16 protein-coding genes are annotated in these 19512 nt (G+C 68.1%); 13 read left to right on the top strand and 3 right to left on the bottom strand.

All coding sequences use genetic code 11. The features are described from left to right. The coding region (locus F7Q96_RS27330) for a helix-turn-helix domain-containing protein (protein ID WP_282960314.1) at positions 1–327 on the top strand (327 nt) is incomplete at its 5' end. Between the two features lie 157 nt (positions 328–484). Here the strand turns inward: F7Q96_RS27330 and F7Q96_RS25610 are convergent. Continuing rightward, positions 485–1186, bottom strand: a complete 702-nt coding sequence (locus F7Q96_RS25610; protein ID WP_053822039.1) for a fumarylacetoacetate hydrolase family protein — start codon at positions 1184–1186, stop codon at positions 485–487. 323 nt (positions 1187–1509) lie between these two features. On the opposite strand from F7Q96_RS25610, the gene F7Q96_RS25605 reads away from it, so the two are divergent. Beyond that, positions 1510–2532: a Bug family tripartite tricarboxylate transporter substrate binding protein gene (locus F7Q96_RS25605; protein ID WP_053822038.1), complete on the top strand. Its 1023-nt coding sequence runs from the start codon at positions 1510–1512 to the stop codon at positions 2530–2532. A gap of 147 nt (positions 2533–2679) precedes the next feature. Then, positions 2680–4473, top strand: coding sequence for an IlvD/Edd family dehydratase (locus tag F7Q96_RS25600; RefSeq protein ID WP_249041724.1), 1794 nt, complete (start codon positions 2680–2682; stop codon positions 4471–4473). 48 nt (positions 4474–4521) lie between these two features. Here F7Q96_RS25600 and F7Q96_RS25595 read toward each other — a convergent pair whose 3' ends face one another. Beyond that, entirely contained in the window at positions 4522–5397 is an 876-nt protein-coding gene (locus tag F7Q96_RS25595; protein ID WP_151023522.1) for a LysR family transcriptional regulator, read from the bottom strand. 251 nt (positions 5398–5648) lie between these two features. Here F7Q96_RS25595 and F7Q96_RS25590 point away from each other — a divergent pair, with 251 nt between their 5' ends. From F7Q96_RS25590 to F7Q96_RS25580, 3 genes are all read left to right on the top strand, one after another. After that, entirely contained in the window at positions 5649–6593 is a 945-nt protein-coding gene (locus F7Q96_RS25590; protein ID WP_053822035.1) for a dihydrodipicolinate synthase family protein, read from the top strand. A 177-nt stretch (positions 6594–6770) separates the two neighbouring features. Further along, a complete protein-coding gene (locus tag F7Q96_RS25585; RefSeq protein WP_249041723.1) occupies positions 6771–7709 on the top strand; it encodes a Bug family tripartite tricarboxylate transporter substrate binding protein in 939 nt (312 codons plus the stop codon). A 158-nt stretch (positions 7710–7867) separates the two neighbouring features. Continuing rightward, positions 7868–9427 (top strand): UxaA family hydrolase, encoded by a 1560-nt coding sequence (locus tag F7Q96_RS25580; RefSeq protein WP_053822033.1) that lies wholly within the window; start codon positions 7868–7870, stop codon positions 9425–9427. Between the two features lie 33 nt (positions 9428–9460). Here the strand turns inward: F7Q96_RS25580 and F7Q96_RS25575 are convergent, their stop codons facing one another. Beyond that, positions 9461–10279: an HAD-IIB family hydrolase gene (locus tag F7Q96_RS25575; RefSeq protein ID WP_053822032.1), complete on the bottom strand. Its 819-nt coding sequence runs from the start codon at positions 10277–10279 to the stop codon at positions 9461–9463. A 235-nt stretch (positions 10280–10514) separates the two neighbouring features. Between F7Q96_RS25575 and ugpB the strand changes: the two genes are divergently transcribed. The 7 genes from ugpB to F7Q96_RS25540 all read left to right on the top strand — a co-directional run. Next, positions 10515–11846 (top strand): sn-glycerol-3-phosphate ABC transporter substrate-binding protein UgpB, encoded by a 1332-nt coding sequence (gene ugpB, locus F7Q96_RS25570; RefSeq protein WP_053822031.1) that lies wholly within the window; start codon positions 10515–10517, stop codon positions 11844–11846. Between the two features lie 135 nt (positions 11847–11981). After that, positions 11982–12863, top strand: a complete 882-nt coding sequence (gene ugpA, locus F7Q96_RS25565; RefSeq protein WP_006578418.1) for a sn-glycerol-3-phosphate ABC transporter permease UgpA — start codon at positions 11982–11984, stop codon at positions 12861–12863. A 48-nt stretch (positions 12864–12911) separates the two neighbouring features. After that, on the top strand, positions 12912–13760 hold the full coding sequence (gene ugpE / locus F7Q96_RS25560; protein ID WP_053822030.1) for a sn-glycerol-3-phosphate ABC transporter permease UgpE: 849 nt from the start codon (positions 12912–12914) through the stop codon (positions 13758–13760). Between the two features lie 110 nt (positions 13761–13870). Next, a complete protein-coding gene (locus tag F7Q96_RS25555; protein WP_053822029.1) occupies positions 13871–14995 on the top strand; it encodes a sn-glycerol-3-phosphate import ATP-binding protein UgpC in 1125 nt (374 codons plus the stop codon). A gap of 1 nt (position 14996) precedes the next feature. After that, positions 14997–15785, top strand: a complete 789-nt coding sequence (ugpQ, locus tag F7Q96_RS25550; protein ID WP_053822028.1) for a glycerophosphodiester phosphodiesterase — start codon at positions 14997–14999, stop codon at positions 15783–15785. A 348-nt stretch (positions 15786–16133) separates the two neighbouring features. After that, positions 16134–18986, top strand: coding sequence for a 2-oxoglutarate dehydrogenase E1 component (locus F7Q96_RS25545; RefSeq protein ID WP_053822027.1), 2853 nt, complete (start codon positions 16134–16136; stop codon positions 18984–18986). Positions 18987–19187: 201 nt separating this feature from the next. Further along, positions 19188–19512 (top strand): biotin/lipoyl-containing protein (locus tag F7Q96_RS25540; protein WP_322789922.1); only part of this gene is annotated, 325 nt, incomplete at its 3' end.

Genomic DNA, 19512 nt, shown 5'->3' with positions numbered 1-19512 from the left:
ACGCTGGCGCCCGATGCGGAGGCGCCGGCTTACGGCGGCCGCCTGGCGCCGGGCTTCGGCACGGCGGGCACGCTGCCTTCGGCGCCGGCACCGGCGCCAGGCGGCGCGCCGGCGCCCGGCTGGGAAAGCCTGCTGGCGGGCGAGGCGCGCGCGATGCTGGAAGCGGGCCAGCCCGAGGTGATGGACCTGCTCACGCGCCGTTTCGAAAAAGCGGTGCTGGAGGCCGCGCTGGGCGTCACGCGCGGCCGCCGCGTCGAGGCCGCGACCCGGCTCGGCATCGGCCGCAACACCATCACGCGCAAGCTGCAGGAGCTGGGCTTCGATTGAGCGTGGCTTGCCGCCACGCAAGCAAAAGGCCACGGTCCCATGCCGTGGCCTTTTTTGCTGGCGCCGCTGTCGTCCCCGCGACGGCGGGGACCCGGCGGCTTGCAGACGACGCAGGATGTCCGCCTGCGCGGCAATGACAGCGCAATTCGCGTACGCGCTAGCCGCGGCGTTGACCGACCGTAAAGGCGAACTCGCTCAGTCCCGCCACACCGCCGCGCACCGCGTCGCCCGGCTGCAGCTTGCCGACGCCGGCCGGCGTGCCGGTGAAGATCAGGTCGCCCGCAGCGAGCGCGACGCTCTGCGAGATATAGGCGATCACGTCGGCCACCGGCCAGATCATCTCGTTGAGGTCGCCCTGCTGGCGCACCTCGCCATTGACCTCGAGCCAGATGCGGCCCTGGGCCGGATGGCCGACCGCACTGGCCGGCTGCAGCGGCCCGCACGGGCCCGACGCGTCGAAGGCCTTCGCCCAGTCCCACGGCCGGCTCATTGACTTGGCGACATCCTGCAGATCGCGGCGCGTCAGGTCCACGCCGACGCCATAGCCCCACACATGGTCCAGCGCTCGCTCGACGGCGATGTCGGTGCCGCCCTCGCCGATCGCGACCACCATTTCGATCTCGTGGTGCAGGTTGTCCGTCAGCGGGGGATAGGGCACGGTGCCTTGCGCCGGCACCACCGCATCGGCCGGCTTGGTGAAGAAGAACGGCGGCTCGCGGTCGGGGTCCTTGCCCATCTCGCGCGCATGGGCGGCGTAGTTGCGTCCCACGCAGAACACGCGGCGGATCGGGAAGCGGGCGTCGCTGCCGGCGACGGCGACGCTGGCCTGCGGACAGGGTGGAATCACGAATTCGGTCATGGTGTGATGGAATCGAGAGAGAAGCGAAGGGTTCGGCGGGGGCGTCGACAGCGGCGGGATCCGCGCGAAGCCAGGCCGATTGTACTGAGCAGGACTCGCGATATGAAACGAATGATTTTGGCGCTGAGCATCAAAAACTCCGATCGATGATTCGCCGGCGCGATCCGCCCAGACCAAAATAATTTTTTGGTTAATCGGTGCCGCAACCGCTTCTTCCGCCCGCCGCCCGTCTCCACACTTGCCGTCACGGCGCCCCTTGCCTCGATCCGTTCCCACGCGAGGCCCGAGGACAGCGCCCACGACAACGAGATCCAGGAGACCCCATGACCACCAAGCCGATCCCCCCATTCCAGCGATGCCGCCGGAGCTGGCTGCGCGCCGGCCTGCTCGCCTTGTCCGCGCCGCTATGGGCCGCGCTCGCGCCCGCCGCCCTGGCCGCGTACCCGGACAAGCCGGTGCGCCTGGTGATTCCCTATCCCCCGGGCGGCGCCACCGACGTGATCGGCCGCATCGTCGCCGCCCGGCTCGGCGAGTCGCTGGGGCAGCAGGTCGTGGTCGAGAACCGCGGCGGCGCCGGCGGCAATATCGGCGCCGAGGCGGTCGCGAAGAGCGCGCCGGACGGCTACACGCTGCTGATGGGCGCGCTGACCTCGCATTCGACGATGGCGACGCTGGAGAAGGGGCGGCTGCGCTACGATCTGCTGAAGGACTTCGTGCCGGTGATGGTGGTCGGCTCGGTGCCGCTGGTCGTGGTGGTCAATCCGCAGTTGCCGGTCACCACGCTGCAGCAGCTGATCCAGTACGGCAAGGCCAATCCCGGCAAGCTGAACTACGCGAGCTCGGGTGCCGGCGCGCCGCAGCGGATGGCGGCCGAGATCTTCCGCAAGGAGGCCGGCATCGACATGGTGCACGTGCCGTACAAGGGCAGCGGCCCGGCGATGACCGACCTGGTCGCGGGGCAGGTCAACATGATGGTCGAGACCGTGCCCGCGGCGCAGCCCTTCATCAAGAGCGGCCAGTTGCGGCCGGTCGCGGTGGCGGCGTCGAAACGGATCTCGATGCTGCCCGATGTGCCCGCGGCCGGCGAGAGCGGCATGCCGGCGCTCGATGTCAGCTCGACCTTCGGCGTGCTGGCGCCGGCCGGCACGCCGGCGCCGGTGGTGCAGCGCCTGAACGCCGCGCTGGCGAAGATGCTGGAGATGCCCGCGGTCAAGGCGCAGTTGCTGCAGCAGGGCGTCTACGCGTTGCCCGCCACCACGCCGGACAAGGCCGCCGAGCGCCTGCGCGACGAGGTGAGCCGCTGGCAGAAGGTGATCACCGATGCCGGCATCGAGTCGGACAGCTGAACACACGGCCGACAAGCTTTCCACGGCCGTCCCGTCGTTCCCGCGAGCGCGGGGCCCGGCGTCCTGCAAACGCCGCTGGGTCCCCGCCTGCGCGCGGACGGCAAGCTTCGTCAGACCATTGAAGAACCCCCATTTTCCGCGCTGACCATGAGCAACAATTCGAGCACACCGAACCCATCCGGCGACGACAACGAACGCGATCACCAAAGCGATACCCGGGCCGACACCGGCCTGCGCCAGGGCCTGACCAACTACGGCGACCAGGGCTTCTCGCTGTTCCTGCGCAAGGCCTTCATCAAGGGCTCGGGCTATACCGATGCCGCGCTCGAGCGGCCGGTGATCGGCATCGCCGATACCGGCAGCGCCTTCAACCCCTGCCACGGCAACATGCCGCAGCTGGTCGAGGCCGTCAAACGCGGCATCCTGCTGGCCGGCGGGCTGCCGATGCCGTTCCCGACGATCTCGATCCACGAGAGCTTCGCCGCGCCGACCAGCATGGTGCTGCGCAACCTGATGTCGATCGATACCGAGGAGTTGATCCGCGCGCAGCCGATGGACGCGGTGGTGCTGATCGGCGGCTGCGACAAGACCGTGCCGGCGCAACTGATGGGTGCCGCCTCGGCGGGCGTGCCGGCGATCCAGCTGGTGACCGGCGCGATGCTGACCGGCTCGCATCGCGGCGAGCGGGTCGGTGCCTGTACCGATTGCCGCCGCTACTGGGGCAAGTTCCGCGCGGGCGAGATCGACGCGCACGAGACCGCGCAGGTCAACGACCAGCTGGTCGCCAGCGTCGGCACCTGTTCGGTGATGGGCACCGCCAGCACGATGGCCTGCCTGACCGAGGCGATGGGCATGAGCCTGCCCGGCGCGGCGACGCCGCCCGCGGTCACCGCCGACCGCATCCGCATCGCCGAGCTGACCGGCACGCGCGCGGTGGCGATGGCGCGCGAGCGGCTGACCATCGACCAGGTGCTGACGCCGGCCGCGTTCGAGAATGCGATGCGCGTGCTGCTGGCCATCGGCGGCTCGACCAACGGCATCGTGCATCTGGCCGCGATCGCGGGACGCATGGGGCTGGACATCGACATGCAGGCGCTGGACCGCATGGGCCGCGAGACGCCGGTACTGCTGGACCTGAAGCCCAGCGGCCAGCACTACATGGAAGACTTCCACAAGGCCGGCGGCATGGCCACGCTGCTGCGCGAGCTGCGGCCGCTGCTGCGGCTCGATGCGCTGACCGTGACGGGACGCACGCTGGGCGAGGAGCTCGACGCGGCCGGAGCGGGCTTTGCGCAGGACGTCGTGCGGCCGATCGCCGATCCGATCTATCCGCAGGGCGGCATCGCCGTGCTCGGCGGCAATCTGGCGCCGGGCGGCGCGATCATCAAGCAGTCCGCCGCCGACGCCGCGCTGATGGAGCACGAGGGCCGCGCGGTGGTGTTCGAGAACGCGCAGGACCTGGTCGCGCGCATCGACAGCGACGACCTCGACGTCAACGCCGACGATGTGCTGGTGCTGAAGAACATCGGCCCCAAGGGCGCGCCCGGCATGCCCGAGGCCGGCTATATCCCGATCCCGCGCAAGCTGGCGCGCGCCGGCGTCAAGGACATGGTGCGGATCTCGGACGGGCGCATGAGCGGCACCGCGTTCGGCACCGTGGTGCTGCATGTCACGCCGGAAGCCGCGGTCGGCGGACCGCTTGCCCTGGTGCGCACCGGCGACCGGATTCGCCTGAGCGTCAGCCGGCGCGAGCTCAGCCTGCTGGTGGCGGACGACGAGCTCGAGCGGCGCCGTGCGGCCGACCCGGTGCGCGAGCCCAGCGCGCCGCGCGGCTACCTGAAGCTGTTCCTGCAGACGGTGACCCAGGCGGACCGGGGCGTCGACTTCGACTTCCTGCGCGCGCCGCAAACGCGCGGCAAGACGCCCGGCGCGCCCCGGTAAGCGGCCATCCCGACGGCGGGACAGCGCGGCAGCGCGGCCAGGGGCGGGCTACCGCTGCCCGGTCGCGCTCGCCGCATGCTCGAGCAGCGTGCGCGACAGCGCGCCATGCGCGGCGTGCGGCGACCACAGCAGGCCGACCTGCCGCACCGGCGCGCGGCCCGGCAGCGCAATGCGGGCGACGCGAATCCCTTCGGGCCAGGGCGGCGTCCAGTCCGGCACCAGCGACACGCCGATGCCCTGGTGCACCATCGTCGCGATCGCGTTCAGCGCATCGATCTCGAGCCGCTCGTGCGGCACGATATTGTGCTCGTGCAGATAGCGGTCGGCGACCATGCCGCCCCACATGCCGCGGTCGTAGCGGATGAAGGGCTCGGTGGCCAGCAGCTCGTGCGCGCCGCGCCCGGCCATCGATTCGGGCGCCAGCACGATGAACGGCTCGCGCACCAGCACGTGCCACTCGAATGCCTTCGGGATGGCGAACTGCGGCGCGACGATGATGCCGGCATCGAGATCGCCGCCGACGATGCGGCGATACAGGTGCGACGACGAACCTGGTTCGACGAAGATCTTCAACCGCGGATGCGCCGCATAGACGCGCTTGAGAATCGGCGGCAGCAAGCCCGTCAGCGCCGAGGTCGACACGCCCAGCCGCAGTTCGCCCAGCAGGCTGTCGTCGTGGGCGACCGCGTTCAGGTCCCGCACATCGCGCACCACCGCACGCGCCTTCGGCAGGATCCGCAGCCCGCCCTCGGTCGGCACCACGGTGCGGCCCGCGCGCTGCACCAGCGCCGTATCCAGCGATTCTTCCAGCGCCTTGACGCGCGCCGCGATGGCGGCCGGCGTCAGGCCCAGGCGTCGCGCCGCTTCGGCGAACGAGCCGTGCTCGACCACGGCGACGAAACTCTGCAGGTAGCGAATGTCCATGGCGGGGAGGGCTCCTTGTCTCTCGTTGTTGTCGTCGTGGTAGGGCCGCGGCGAATCTTAGCAAAGGCCGACCGCGGCCTCGATCCGGCGTGAACCCAAAAAACTTTATCGTCTGAAGCAGCCGTTCGATGCTGTTTCCATCGGTTGGCGGTTCCTAGAATGGGCTCCATTCGTTGACACCGTCCTTGATGTCACTGGTCGAGCCCAATCGATTGGGCCAGCCGGCCAGGCGCCCATCCCCGGAGACAGCCATGATCCAGTCCGCCCGCCCGCGCGGCGTCTTTTCCCCCGTGTTGACGCCGTTCACCGCCGGCTACGCGCCCGACGCGCAGCGGTTCGTGCGGCATTGCCGCTGGCTGATCGAGCAGGGCGTCGGACTGGCCGTATTCGGCACCAATTCCGAGGCCAATTCGTTGTCGCTGGACGAGAAGCGCGCGCTGCTGGATCGTCTGCTCGACGCCGGCATTCCGCCGGATCGCCTGATGCCCGGCACCGGCGCCTGCGCGCTGCCGGACGCCATCGCGCTGACGCGCCACGCGGTCGCCGCCGGCTGTGCCGGCGTGCTGATGCTGCCGCCGTTCTACTACAAGGGTGTCAGCGACGATGGGCTGTTCCGTGCGTTTGCGCAGGTCATCGAGGCGGTTGAAGAGGGGAGTGGCAACGAGCGGCTGCGCGTCTACCTCTATCACATCCCCGCGGTCAGCCAGGTGCCGCTCGGCCTGGACCTGATCGACCGGCTGCTGACCGCCTATCCGGGCATCGTCGCTGGCATCAAGGACAGCTCCGGCGACCTCGCCAACACGCGCGCGATGATCGAGCGCTTCGGCGCGCGCGGCTTCGATGTGTTCGCCGGTACCGAGGCGATCCTGCTGGAGACGATGCGCGCGGGCGGGGCGGGTTGCATCACGGCGACCGGCAACGTCAATCCCGGGCCGATCGTCGACCTGTACGCGAACTGGCAGGCGCCCGATGCCGATGCGCGGCAGGCCGCGCTGAACCGCACGCGCGCGGCATTCCAGCAGTTCCCGATGATCGCCGCGATGAAGGAGGCGATCGCGGTGCAGAGCGCGGACGGCGGCTGGCGCACCGTGCGGCCGCCTCTGACCGAGCTGCAGCAAGGCCAGCGCGCGCTGCTGGGCCAGGCGCTCGATGCGCTGGGCTTCGCGATGCCCGGCGCGGAGCGGCTCGCGGCCTGACGGCATCGCGGCCGCAACGCCGCTACCCGCACGACGAGATAGACGACAACAAATACGACAACACCCAAGGAGACAACCATGACCTTCGCCATCCCACCAAGCCGGCGTCGCGCCGGCCTTCGCCTCGCCGGCCTTCGCCTCGCGCTATGCGTGTCCGTGTCCGTGGCCGGATTGGCCATGGCGGCGTTGACGGCGGTCCCCGCGGCGGCCGCGACCGACGCCTTTCCCAGCAAGCCGATCCGCGTGGTGGTCGGCTTTGCGCCCGGCGGCGGCGCGGACATCGTCGCGCGCCAGCTCGGCGCGCAATTGTCGAAGCAGATGGGGCAGTCGGTCGTCATCGAGAACCGGCCCGGCGCGACCGGCACGATTGCGGCGTCGAACGTCGCGCAATCGCCGGCGGACGGCTATTCGATGATGCTGGCCTCGCAATCGACCATGGTGATCGCGCCCAGCATGTATGCGAAGCTGCCGTTCGATCCGCTGAAGGACTTCATGCCGGTGACCCAGGTGGTATCGATGCCGCTGGTGATGGTGGTCAATCCGTCGGTGCCGGCCAGCACGGTCAAGGAGGTCGCCGACCTGGTGCGTGCCGGCAAGCTGACGAGCTACGCGTCGTCCGGGCCCGGTGGTCCGCAGCACATCGCCGGTGAGCTGTTCAACACGATGAGCGGCATCAAGCTGACGCACGTGCCGTACAAGGGCGAGTCCTCGGCGCTGACCGATGTGATCGCCGGCAATGTGCCGGTGATGTTCGCCAACGTGCCGGTGGCCGCGCCGTTCATCCAGTCCGGCAAGCTGAAGGCGATCGCGGTATCGAGCCTGACGCGCGCGCCGGGCCTGCCACAGGTGCCGACCGTCGCCGAGGCCGGCCTGAAGGACTTCGAGGTGCTGACCTGGTATGGCCTGTTCCTGCCCGCCAGCACGCCGCGCCCGATCGCCGCGCGCATCAGCGACGAGGTGGCCAAGGCGCTGAAGGAGCCGGGCCTGCGTGCCAAATTCGCCGAGCAGGGCCTGAACGTCCTCGGCACCAATCCCGAGCAGTTCGGCAAGTTCATGACCGGAGAAGTGCCGAAATGGGCCGCGGTGGTGAAGGCGTCGAATATCCGGCCCGAGTAACACGTATCCCGAGCAGAACGCTGAGCCAACGTTGTCGTCCCCGCGCACGCGGGGGACCCAGGGTCTTGAAGGACGCTGGATTCCCGCGTGCGCGCGAACGACAGGATGGTTGTTCCCGATCTGCGTTCCCCTCCACCAAACCAGCCAATCACCGCCGTATGGAAGTTCGCCCTCCCGTCAGCCACGACAAGACCCTGCTGGGCCCCTGCATCCGCCTGCATCCCGCCGACAATGTGCTGGTCGCGCGCATGGATGTCGGCATCGGCACGCAGGTGCCGGGCCAGCCCTGGACCACGCGCGGCCAGGTGCCGGCCGGCCACAAGATCGCCGCGCGCGCCATCCGCGCCGGCGAGCCGATCGTCAAGTACAACGTCTGCATCGGCTTCGCCGCGACCGACATCGCGGCGGGCAGCTACGTGCATTCGCACAACGTCAGCTTCCAGGAGTACGAGCGCGACTACGCCTACGGCCGCGACTATGTGCCGGTGCAGCGCGTGCCGGCGTCGCGCCAGGCGATGTTCGACGGCATCGTGCGCTCCGATGGCCGCGTGGGAACGCGCAACTATGTCGGCATCCTGTCGACCGTCAATTGCTCGGCGACCGTGGTGCGCAAGATCGCCGAGTGGTTCACGCCCGAGCGGCTGGCCGATTATCCGAACGTCGACGGCGTGGTGGCCTTCAGTCATTCGCTGGGCTGCGGCATGGAGATGACCGGCGAGCCGATGGACCTGCTGCGGCGGACCATGGCCGGCTACGCGCGGCACGCCAATCTGGGCGGCGCGCTGATCGTCGGGCTGGGCTGCGAGCGCAACCAGCTCAAGGGCCTGCTGCAGGCGCAGTCGCTGCGGGACGGTCCCATGCTGCGGACCTTCGTGATGCAGGACAGCGGCGGCACGCGCAAGACCATCGAGGCCGGCATCGCCGCGGTGATGGCGATGCTGCCCGAGGCCAACCGCGTCGAACGCCGGCCGGTGCCGGCCAGCCATCTGACGGTCGGCCTGCAGTGCGGCGGCTCGGACGGCTTTTCGTCGATCACCGCCAATCCGGCGCTCGGTGCCGCCGTCGATCTGCTGGTGCGCCACGGCGGCACCGCGATCCTGTCGGAGACGCCGGAGATCTATGGCGTCGAGCACACGCTGACGCGGCGCGCGGCCAGCCGCGAAGTCGGCGAGAAGCTGGTCGAGCGGATCCGCTGGTGGAAGGACGAGTATTCGGTCGGGCGCGACGTGCAGATCAACGGGCAGGTCAGCCCCGGCAACCAGATGGGCGGGCTGGCGAACATCTTCGAGAAGTCGCTGGGCTCGTCGATGAAGGGCGGCACCGGGCCGCTGATGGCGGTCTACCGCTATGCCGAGCCGGTGACCGAGCACGGCCTGGTCTTCATGGATACGCCGGGCTACGACCCGGTGTCGGCCACCGGCCAGATCGCCGGCGGCGCCAACCTGATCGCGTTCACCACCGGGCGCGGCTCGATGTTCGGCGCCAAGCCGGTGCCCAGCGTCAAGCTGGCGACCAACTCGCCGATGTACCGCCGGCTCGAGGAGGACATGGACCTGAACTGCGGCACCATCCTCGATGGCGACAAGACCATCGAGCAGGTCGGCGAGGAGATCTTCGCGCTGATGCTGCGCACCGCGTCGGGGCAGCGCTCGAAGAGCGAGCTGCTGGGGCTGGGCGACAACGAGTTCGTGCCCTGGCACATCGGCATCATGAGCTGATGCCGGCGGCCGGATGGCAGGGCACCGCCGCCGTCAGGCGTCGCGCGCGGCCAGCAGCGCGTCGACCATCTCGGCGAAGCCTTCGCCGCCGGCGGCCTCGGTCACATAGGCCGGCGGCACCGGCAGCAGCGGCAGGATCTCGCGCACATTGGCCACGCCGACCGACAGCGGGAAGTGGGCGAACATCGACGCATCGTTGGCCGAATCGCCGATGAACACCCATTCGTCGCGCTGGGCGTCGAGGTCCGCGCCGAGCAGCTCGGCCGCGCACAGGCGGCTGGTGCTCAGCTTGTCGTGCCGGCCGAACCAGCCGTTGACATGGATCGAACTGACGGTGGCCGTCATGCCGGCCTGCTGCATCAGCGCGACGATGCGGTCGACGGCCGGCGGCGGCAGCGGCGCGACATCCTCGGCGTGGTCGATCGCCAGGTCCGCCGCGTGCCAGTGCTGGTCGGACGCCAGCGCGCAGCCGGGCACCTCCCGCAGGATCCGCTGCGCCAGTTCGTCGATGCGCCGCAGGTTGCGCGCGCGCGTCTCGGCGTCGTCGATGAAGCGCGTCACCAGGCGCCCGTCGCGCAGATGCGAATAGAAGGCGCCGTTCTCGCCGATGATCGCGTCGACCGGCCACAGCCGCGTCAGGATCTCGGCCCAGGCGATGCAGCGCCCGGTCACCGGAATCACCTGCAGCCCCGCGTGCCGCAGGCGCTCGATGGCCAGGTAGGTGGTGGCCGGCAGGCGGCCGGCGGTCGTCAGCGTGCCGTCGATATCGGTCAGCACGCCGCGCACGCGGCGCAGCGCCGCCGCGGGCAGCGCGGCCGGAAAGACGCGGAGGGCGGGGAGCGCGGGGGGCATTTGCGGGGTCGGCATGGCGGCGCATTGTACCTCGCATATCGCGTCGCCTAAGCTATGTCACGGCGCTGTCATGTTGCCTCCGCCCCGGGCCGATCCGGCCCGAACCCGCGTGGACATTGGTAGAAACGCTCGGTTTCTCGGCGCGCGCTGCCGGAGTAACATCCGCTTGTCACAAAAAATGCATACATTCGGCCGGTTTCCGACTGGATGACGCAATAAACGAGGAGAGCCGTCGATGACCATCCCCCGCACCATCACCATCAAGCTTGCCGCCGCGGCTGCTGCCGTGGCCGCGCTGTCCGCCACCGGCGCCGCGCATGCCGCCGTCGAAGTCCAGTGGTGGCATGCGATGCAGGGCGCGTTGAACGACAAGGTCAACGAGGTGGCCAGCAAGTTCAACGCCAGCCAGACCGAGTACAAGATCGTGCCGGTCAACAAGGGCAACTACGACGAGACGCTGGCGGCGGGCATCGCCGCCTTCCGCGCCGGCGGCGCTCCGGCGATCCTGCAGGTATTCGAGGTCGGCACCGCCACGATGATGAGCGCCAAGGGCGCGATCAAGCCGGTCTCGACCGTGATGAAGGAAGCCGGCGAGAAGTTCGACCAGAAGGTCTACATCCCCGCGGTGGCGGGCTACTACACGTCCGCCAAGGGCGAGATGCTGTCGTTCCCGTTCAACAGCTCGACCACGGTCTTCTACTACAACAAGGACGCCTTCAAGAAGGCCGGCCTCGATCCCGAGAAGCCGCCCAGGACCTGGCCGGAGGTGATGCAGTACTCGGCCAAGATCAAGGCCTCGGGCGGCAACTGCGCCTACACCACCGACTGGCAGGGCTGGGTCCACCTCGAGAGCTTCTCGGCCTGGCACAACACGCTGTATGCCACCAAGAACAACGGCTTCGGCGGCACCGATACGCGCCTGGTGTTCAACAGCCCGCTGCACGTCAAGCACATCTCGAACCTGCAGGACATGGTCAAGAAGGGGTACTTCAGCTACGGCGGCCGCAAGGCGGAGTCGGGCGCCAAGTTCTTCAACGGCGAATGCGCGATGTTCACCGGCTCGTCGGCGACGCTGGCCAACGTGCGCAAGAACGCCAAGTTCGCCTTCGGCGTGTCGCAGCTGCCGTACTACCCGGACGTGCCGGGCGCTCCGCAGAACACCATCATCGGCGGCGCCTCGCTGTGGGTGATGGCCGGCCGCAAGCCCGAGGAATACAAGGGCGTGGCCAAGTTCTTCACGTTCCTGTCGCGCCCGGAAGTCCAGGCCGACTGGCACCAGGCGACCGGCTATCTGCCCGTCACGATGGCGGCCTACGAGCTGACCAGGAAGTCCGGCTTCTACGAGAAGAATCCGGGCGCCGACGTGTCGGTGCAGCAGATGGTCGTCAAGACCACCGACAAGTCGCGCGGCGTGCGGCTGGGCAATATGGTCCAGGTGCGCACCGTGGTCGACGAGGAACTGGAAGCGGTGTGGGCCGGCAAGAAGGAGCCCAAGGAAGCGCTCGATACCGCGGTCAAGCGCGGCAACGAGCTGCTCGAACGCTTCCAGCGCACCGCCAAGGAATAAGGGCGGCCGGCGGCGGGCCGTGCCGGTCCGCCGCCTTCGACTGGTTCCGGCTTCCGCCGCCGCGCTCGAGGCGCGCACGGCGGGTCCAATTTCCCCCTGGGGCGCCGCGACGGCGCTCCTTTGCCATCGCCACGCATGGAAAAACGCGTCGTCTTCCGTTCGCCCTGGCTGCCGTATCTGCTGGTGCTGCCGCAGATCGCGATCACGCTGATCTTCTTCTTCTGGCCGGCGGGCCAGGCGCTGTACCAGTCGGTGCTGCAGCAGGACGCCTTCGGCATCAGCCTCGAATATGTCGGCGCCGCCAACTTCATGACGCTGTGGAACGACCCGAACTACATCGAGTCGTTCCGCGTGACCGCGATCTTCGCGGTCGGGGTGGCGCTGCTCGGCATGTCGTTCGCGCTGCTGCTGGCCTATTTCGCCGATCGCGCGCTGCGCGGCGCGGTCGCCTACAAGACGCTGCTGATCTGGCCGTATGCGGTGGCGCCGGCGGTGGCCGGCGTGCTGTGGATGTTCCTGTTCAATCCGACGCTGGGCATCGTCTCGTACGTGCTGCGCCAGATGGGCGTGGACTGGAACTTCCTGCTCAACGGCGACCAGGCGATGCTGCTGGTGATCATCGCCGCGGCGTGGAAGCAGGTCAGCTACAACTTCCTGTTCTTCCTGGCCGGTCTGCAGAGCATCCCGCGCTCGCTGATCGAGGCCGCGGCGATCGATGGCGCCGGACCGTGGCGACGCTTCTGGTCGATCGTGTTCCCGCTGCTGTCGCCGACTACGTTCTTCCTGATGGTGATCAACGTGGTGTACGCGTTCTTCGACACCTTCGCCATCATCGACGCGGTCACGCATGGCGGGCCGTTCAATTCGACCAACACGCTGGTCTACAAGGTCTATCACGACGGCTTCCGCGGCATGGACATCGGCGGCTCGGCGGCGCAGTCGGTGGTGCTGATGGCGATCGTGATCGCGCTGACCGTGGTCCAGTTCCGCTACGTCGAGCGGCGCGTCCAGTATTGAACGGCGGCCGATGAACACCGCAATGAAGACCGCAGACAGGTATCCCTCATGGTAGAACGGCGACCCTTCCTCGATTTCCTGACCCACGTGGTGCTGATCGTCGGCATCCTGATCGTGGCCTTTCCGGTCTATGTGACCTTCGTCGCGTCGACGCTGACCGCGGAGGAGGTGCTGGACGCGCCGATGACGCTGATCCCCGGCCCGCATCTGCTGGAGAACTACCGCACGGTGCTGTTCGAGGGCGTCGGCGTGGCCGCGGCCCCGGTGTCGACCATGCTGATGAACAGCATGATCATGGCGCTGGGCATTTCGCTGGGCAAGATCGCGATCTCGATCATCTCGGCCTTCGCGGTGGTGTACTTCAAGTTCCCGCTGCGCAAGACCTTCTTCTGGATGATCTTCATCACGCTGATGCTGCCGGTGGAAGTGCGCATCCTGCCGACCTATGAAGTGGTGTCGGACCTGGGCATGCTCGACAGCTACGTCGGCCTGACGGTGCCGCTGATCGCGTCGGCCACCGCGACCTTCCTGTTCCGGCAGTTCTTCCTGACCGTGCCCGACGAGCTGGCCGAGGCCGCGCGCATCGACGGCGCCGGGCCGATGCGGTTCTTCCTCGACGTGCTGCTGCCGCTGTCCAAGACCAGCATCGCGGCATTGTTCGTGATCCAGTTCATCTACGGCTGGAACCAGTACCTGTGGCCGCTGTTGATCACCACGCAGAAGTCGATGACCCCGGTGGTCGTCGGCGTCACCCAGATGATTTCGCGCTCCGGCGATGCCGCCACCGAGTGGAACCTGGTGATGGCGACCGTGCTGCTGGCGATGATCCCGCCCGCGGTGGTGGTGATCCTGATGCAGAAGTGGTTCGTCAAGGGATTGGTGGAGACAGAGAAGTAGCGCTCGCGCGCGCGGCGGTTTTCTCCGCTCTCCCGCCTGCGGGAGAGGGGACCCAGACAACGCAGCCAGTCGGCGAAATCGATCGATATCGAACAGAACAACAGAAACACATGGCAAAACTGTCGCTCCGAAACGTACAGAAGACCTACGCCGGCAATGTCACGGCCGTGCATGGCATCGACATGGAGATCGACGATGGCGAGTTCATCGTGATCGTCGGCCCGTCGGGCTGCGGCAAGTCGACGCTGCTGCGGATGGTCGCGGGGCTCGAGACCATCACCGGCGGCGAGGTCCATATCGGCGATCGCGTCGTCAATCGGCTGGAGCCGGCCGAGCGCGATATCGCGATGGTGTTCCAGAACTACGCGCTGTATCCGCACATGACCGTCTACGACAACATGGCGTACGGCCTGAAGATCCGCGGCATGCCGAAGGCCGAGATCGAACAGCGCGTGCGCCATGCGGCCGGCATTCTCGAGCTGGCGCCGCTGCTCGAGCGCAAGCCGCGCCAGCTGTCGGGCGGCCAGCGCCAGCGGGTGGCGATGGGGCGGGCGATCGTGCGCGAGCCGGCGGTATTCCTGTTCGACGAGCCGCTGTCCAACCTGGACGCCAAGCTGCGCGTGCAGATGCGGCTGGAACTGAAGGAGCTGCATCGGCGGCTGCGCACCACCAGCCTCTATGTCACGCACGACCAGGTCGAGGCGATGACGCTGGCGGACCGGATGATGGTGCTCAACGGCGGGCGTGTCGAGCAGATCGGCACGCCGCTCGAGGTCTATGCGCGGCCCGCCAGCATCTTCGTCGCCGGCTTCATCGGTTCGCCGCCGATGAACCTGATTCCGGTGGCGCGCAACGAGGCGGGGCAGGGCGCGGTGCCTTCGGGTGTGCCATCGGACGCGCAGATGCGCGTGCTCGGCGCGGACGGCAAGCCGTCGGAGGCCACGCTGGGCCATCTGCCGATGGGGCTGCATCTGCCGCAGCAGGCGCTGCTGGGTCTGCGGCCCGAGCATCTGGAACCGTGCGCCGCCCACGACGCCATCGCGCAGATCGACGTGCGCGTGGTCGAGGCGCTGGGTGCGGACTCGTTCGCCTACGGCACGCTCGGCGGCCAGCAGGTGGTGGTCCGGCTCGACAGCCATATGCACGTGCGCGCGGGCGAGAAGCTGCCGGTGACGGCCTCGGCCGAGCACCTGCATTTCTTCGACCATGCCAGCGGCAAGCGGATCGAGGCCTGAGATGACGACCGCGCTGCCCCGCTGGCCCTATCCGCGCACGATCGCCCATCGCGGCGCCGGCAAGCTGGCGCCCGAGAACACGCTGGCGGCGTTTCGCCACGGCGCCTCGTTCGGCTATCGGATGTTCGAGTTCGACGTCAAGCTGTCGGCCGACGGCAAGCCGGTGCTGCTGCACGACGCGACGCTGGAGCGCACCACCAGCGGTCGCGGCCGCGCCGACGCGCTGACGCTGGGCGAACTGGCCCAGCTCGACGCCGGCAGCTGGCACAGCCCGGCCTATGCCGGCGAGCCGATCCCGACGCTGGCGGCGGTCGCCACCTACACGCGGGCCAACGGCCTGCACGTCAATATCGAGATCAAACCGGTGCCCGGCACCGAGGCGCGCACCGGCGCCGCGGTGGCGCTCGACGCGTTGGCGCTGTGGGCCGGCGCGGCGGTGCCGCCGCTGCTGTCGTCGTTCTCCGAAGCGGCGCTGGAGGCCGCGCGCCGGGTCGCGCCGGACCTGCCGCGCGCGCTGCTGCTGGACAAGCTGCCGGCCGACTGGCTGGACCGGCTGGCGCGGCTGGGCTGCGTCGCGCTGGACGCCAACCATCGGGAACTCGACCGGAATGTGATCGAGGCAGCTCATCGCGCCGGATATCGCGTGGCCTGCTATACCGTCAACGATCCAGACCGTGCCGCGGCGCTGCTGGAGTGGGGCGTCGATGCGGTGATTACCGACGCGGTGGACCTGATTGCGCCGCAACATGGCGGTGAAAGCGGGGCTGATCGGCAAATGAAAGCCGGCTGAAAGAAAGCGACGGCATTTCGCAACAGCCATTCCCTGTTCCGGACGCGGTTTTCGGCCGCGAAAACCGGCAGGGCGCGCAATACCGCGGGAAAACGTCGGATCGGTGTTGCACTACAGGAAAAGAGCGGTGGACGTTTGCGCAAACGTGCTATTCTTACGCGCAGTGAAGACTTAGGTCCTTCCCCGCACAACTTGCCCTTCCGGGCTTCTGCGCGCCGGCACCCCAGTGGTGCCGTTTGCTTAGGGGCCTTCAAGAGTTGTTTGCAATCCGCTAACCGGTCAAGCCGTGTCGCGGAAGGTTGATAAACCCGCTTAACTTCGGCATACCCGAAGAATAGTGAGCGCCCCATGATGCAGCAGTATCAGAGCAATTCGTACCTCTTCGGCGGCAACGCGCCGTACGTGGAAGAGCTGTACGAAGCCTATCTCCAGAATCCCGCCTCCGTCCCCGACAACTGGCGCGCGTACTTCGACGCGATGCAGAACGTGCCGGCCGCGAACGGCACCGCCTCCCGAGACATTCCCCACGCCCCGATCGTCGCCTCGTTCGCCGAGCGCGCCAAGCAAGGCCCGATCCGCACCATCGTCGCCTCGGCCGATGCCGACATGGGCCGCAAGCGCGTCGCCGCGACCCAGCTGATCGCCGCCTACCGCAACATCGGTTCGCACTGGGCCGACCTCGATCCGCTCAAGCGCCAGGAGCGTCCGCCCCTGCCGGATCTGGATCCCGCCTTCTACGGCTTCTCCGAGGCCGACCTCGACATCGTCTTCAATGCCAGCAACACCTATTTCGGCAAGGAGTCGATGAGCCTGCGCGAGCTGCTGCAGAACCTGCGCGAGACGTATTGCAGCAGCATCGGCGCCGAATTCATGTACATCAGCGACCAGGCGCAGAAGCGCTGGTGGCAGGAGCGCCTCGAATCGACGCGCGCCCGTCCGGTGTTCACGGCCGAGAAGAAGAAGCACATCCTCGAGCGCCTGACCGCCGCCGAAGGCCTGGAGCGCTTCCTGCATACCAAGTACGTCGGCCAGAAGCGCTTCTCGCTGGAAGGCGGCGAGAGCTTCATTGCCGCGATGGACGAGCTGATCCAGCGCGCCGGCAAGCAGGGCGTGCAGGAAATCGTCATCGGCATGGCCCACCGCGGCCGCCTGAACGTGCTGGTCAACACGCTGGGCAAGATGCCCGCCGACCTGTTCGCCGAATTCGAAGGCAAGCACGTCGACGATCTGCCGGCAGGCGACGTCAAGTACCACAAGGGCTTCTCCAGCGATGTGTCGACCGAAGGCGGCCCGGTCCACCTGTCGCTCGCGTTCAACCCGTCGCACCTGGAAATCGTCAACCCGGTGGTCGAGGGCTCGGCCAAGGCGCGCCAGGAGCGCCGCGGCGAAGCCGGCCATCGCGAGGTGCTGCCGGTGCAGGTGCACGGCGACGCGGCCTTCGCCGGCCAGGGCGTCGTGATGGAAACGCTGAACCTGGCCCAGACCCGCGGCTACGGTACCGGCGGCACGATGCACATCGTGATCAACAACCAGATCGGCTTCACCACCTCGGACCCGCGCGACGCCCGTTCGACGCTGTACTGTACCGACGTGGTCAAGATGATCGAAGCGCCGGTGCTGCACGTCAACGGCGACGATCCCGAGGCCGTCGTGTTCGCGATGCAGCTGGCGGTGGACTACCGCATGGAGTTCAAGAAGGATGTCGTCGTCGACATCATCTGCTTCCGCAAGCTGGGCCACAACGAGCAGGACACCCCGGCGGTCACGCAGCCGCTGATGTACAAGAAGATCTCGCAGCATCCGGGCACGCGCAAGGTCTACGCCGACAAGCTGGCCACGCAGAACGTGGTGCCGGCCGATTTCGGCGACGAGCTGGTCAAGGCCTACCGCGCCGCGATGGACGCGGGCAAGCACACGGTCGATCCGGTGCTGTCGAACTTCAAGAACAAGTTCGCCGTCGATTGGATGCCGTTCCTGAACCGCAAGTGGACCGACGCCGCCGACACCGCCGTGCCGGTGACCGAACTGAAGCGCCTGGCCGAACGGATCACCACGATCCCGGAACAGTTCAAGCTGCATCCGCTGGTCGAGAAGGTCATCAAGGACCGCGCCAACATGGGCCGCGGCGACCAGCCGCTGGACTGGGGCATGGGCGAGCATCTGGCCTTCGCCTCGCTGGTGGCCTCGGGCTATCCGGTGCGCATCACCGGCCAGGACGCCGGCCGCGGCACCTTCACGCACCGCCACGCCGTGCTGCATGACCAGAACCGCGAGCGCTGGGATGCGGGCACGTACGTGCCGCTGCAGAACGTGTCGGAAGGGCAGGCCCCGTTCACCGTGATCGACTCGGTGCTGTCCGAGGAAGCGGTGCTCGGCTTCGAATACGGCTACTCGACCGCCGAGCCGAACGCGCTGGTGATCTGGGAAGCCCAGTTCGGCGACTTCGTCAACGGCGCGCAGGTCGTGATCGACCAGTTCATCTCGTCGGGCGAAGTCAAGTGGGGCCGCGCCTCGGGCCTGACGCTGATGCTGCCGCACGGCTACGAAGGCCAGGGTCCGGAACACAGCTCGGCGCGCATCGAGCGCTTCCTGCAGCTGTGCGCGGACCACAACATGCAGGTTTGCCAGCCGACCACGCCGGCGCAGATCTTCCACTTGCTGCGCCGCCAGATGATCCGGCTGTTCCGCAAGCCGCTGGTCATCATGACGCCGAAGTCGCTGCTGCGTAACAAGGACGCGGTGTCGCCGCTGTCGGATCTGGCCAAGGGCCATTTCGAGACCGTGATCGGCGAGCAGGAAGAACTGAACGCCAGCAAGGTCAAGCGCGTGATCATGTGCTCGGGCAAGGTCTATTACGACCTGGTCGCGACGCGCAAGGAGCGGGGCGCCAGCGATGTCGCCGTCATCCGCCTCGAGCAGCTCTATCCGTTCCCGCACAAGGCGGTGGCCGCCGAACTGAAGAAGTATCCGAACGCCACCGAGATCGTGTGGTGCCAGGACGAGCCGCAGAACCAGGGCGCCTGGTTCTTCGTCCAGCACTACATCATGGAGAACATGACGGAAGGGCAGAAGCTCGGCTACGCCGGCCGTCCGGCGTCGGCTTCGCCGGCCGTGGGCTACTACGCCAAGCACAACGAGCAACAGAAGGCGCTGCTGGACGCGGCGTTCTCCAAGCTCAAGGGCTTCGTGCTGAGCAAGTAAGCGCCAGTGCGGGCAGGGCGCGCCGGTTGGCGGGCCCTGCCGCGCTGCGCTTGCCGCTGTGCTTGCACTTGCGCCCCTGCAATCCCCGACGCATCGCATCGAACGCATCGAATCGCGCGCCAGTCGCCCGCATCCGCCACGACTGCGCCGGTTCGCCCCGAATACCGCTGAATACACGCATCTAGCGAGGAAACTCCCACCATGGCCATTGTTGACGTCAAGGTCCCGCAACTGTCCGAATCCGTCGCCGAGGCGACCCTGCTGAACTGGAAGAAGAAGCCCGGTGAAGCGGTCGCGCAGGACGAAATCCTGATCGAAATCGAGACCGACAAGGTCGTGCTCGAAGTGCCGGCACCCTCCGCGGGCGTGCTGTCGCAGATCGTCAAGAACGACGGCGACACCGTGACGGCCGATGAAGTCATCGCCAAGATCGATACCGAAGCCACCGCCGGCGCCGCCGCTCCGGCCGCCGCCGCGCCGGCACCGGCAGCGGCTGCGCCCGCACCGGCCGCGGCCGCACCGGCTG

The organism is Cupriavidus gilardii (genome assembly GCF_008801915.1).
Classification (GTDB): Bacteria; Pseudomonadota; Gammaproteobacteria; order Burkholderiales; family Burkholderiaceae; genus Cupriavidus; species Cupriavidus gilardii.
This window is presented reverse-complemented; position numbering and strand designations above follow the sequence as displayed.

What these genes read in the sequence shown, in the direction of transcription:
- F7Q96_RS25610 (WP_053822039.1), bottom strand. Translation starts at nt 1,186, where the DNA reads ATGACCGAATTCGTGATTCCACCCTGTCCGCAGGCCAGCGTCGCCGTC.
- ugpB (WP_053822031.1), top strand. Translation starts at nt 10,515, where the DNA reads ATGACCATCCCCCGCACCATCACCATCAAGCTTGCCGCCGCGGCTGCT.
- F7Q96_RS25575 (WP_053822032.1), bottom strand. Translation starts at nt 10,279, where the DNA reads ATGCCCCCCGCGCTCCCCGCCCTCCGCGTCTTTCCGGCCGCGCTGCCC.
- F7Q96_RS25580 (WP_053822033.1), top strand. Translation starts at nt 7,868, where the DNA reads ATGGAAGTTCGCCCTCCCGTCAGCCACGACAAGACCCTGCTGGGCCCC.
- F7Q96_RS25590 (WP_053822035.1), top strand. Translation starts at nt 5,649, where the DNA reads ATGATCCAGTCCGCCCGCCCGCGCGGCGTCTTTTCCCCCGTGTTGACG.
- ugpE (WP_053822030.1), top strand. Translation starts at nt 12,912, where the DNA reads ATGGTAGAACGGCGACCCTTCCTCGATTTCCTGACCCACGTGGTGCTG.
- F7Q96_RS25605 (WP_053822038.1), top strand. Translation starts at nt 1,510, where the DNA reads ATGACCACCAAGCCGATCCCCCCATTCCAGCGATGCCGCCGGAGCTGG.
- F7Q96_RS25600 (WP_249041724.1), top strand. Translation starts at nt 2,680, where the DNA reads ATGAGCAACAATTCGAGCACACCGAACCCATCCGGCGACGACAACGAA.
- ugpQ (WP_053822028.1), top strand. Translation starts at nt 14,997, where the DNA reads ATGACGACCGCGCTGCCCCGCTGGCCCTATCCGCGCACGATCGCCCAT.
- F7Q96_RS25555 (WP_053822029.1), top strand. Translation starts at nt 13,871, where the DNA reads ATGGCAAAACTGTCGCTCCGAAACGTACAGAAGACCTACGCCGGCAAT.
- F7Q96_RS25545 (WP_053822027.1), top strand. Translation starts at nt 16,134, where the DNA reads ATGATGCAGCAGTATCAGAGCAATTCGTACCTCTTCGGCGGCAACGCG.
- F7Q96_RS25595 (WP_151023522.1), bottom strand. Translation starts at nt 5,397, where the DNA reads ATGGACATTCGCTACCTGCAGAGTTTCGTCGCCGTGGTCGAGCACGGC.
- F7Q96_RS25585 (WP_249041723.1), top strand. Translation starts at nt 6,771, where the DNA reads ATGGCGGCGTTGACGGCGGTCCCCGCGGCGGCCGCGACCGACGCCTTT.
- ugpA (WP_006578418.1), top strand. Translation starts at nt 11,982, where the DNA reads ATGGAAAAACGCGTCGTCTTCCGTTCGCCCTGGCTGCCGTATCTGCTG.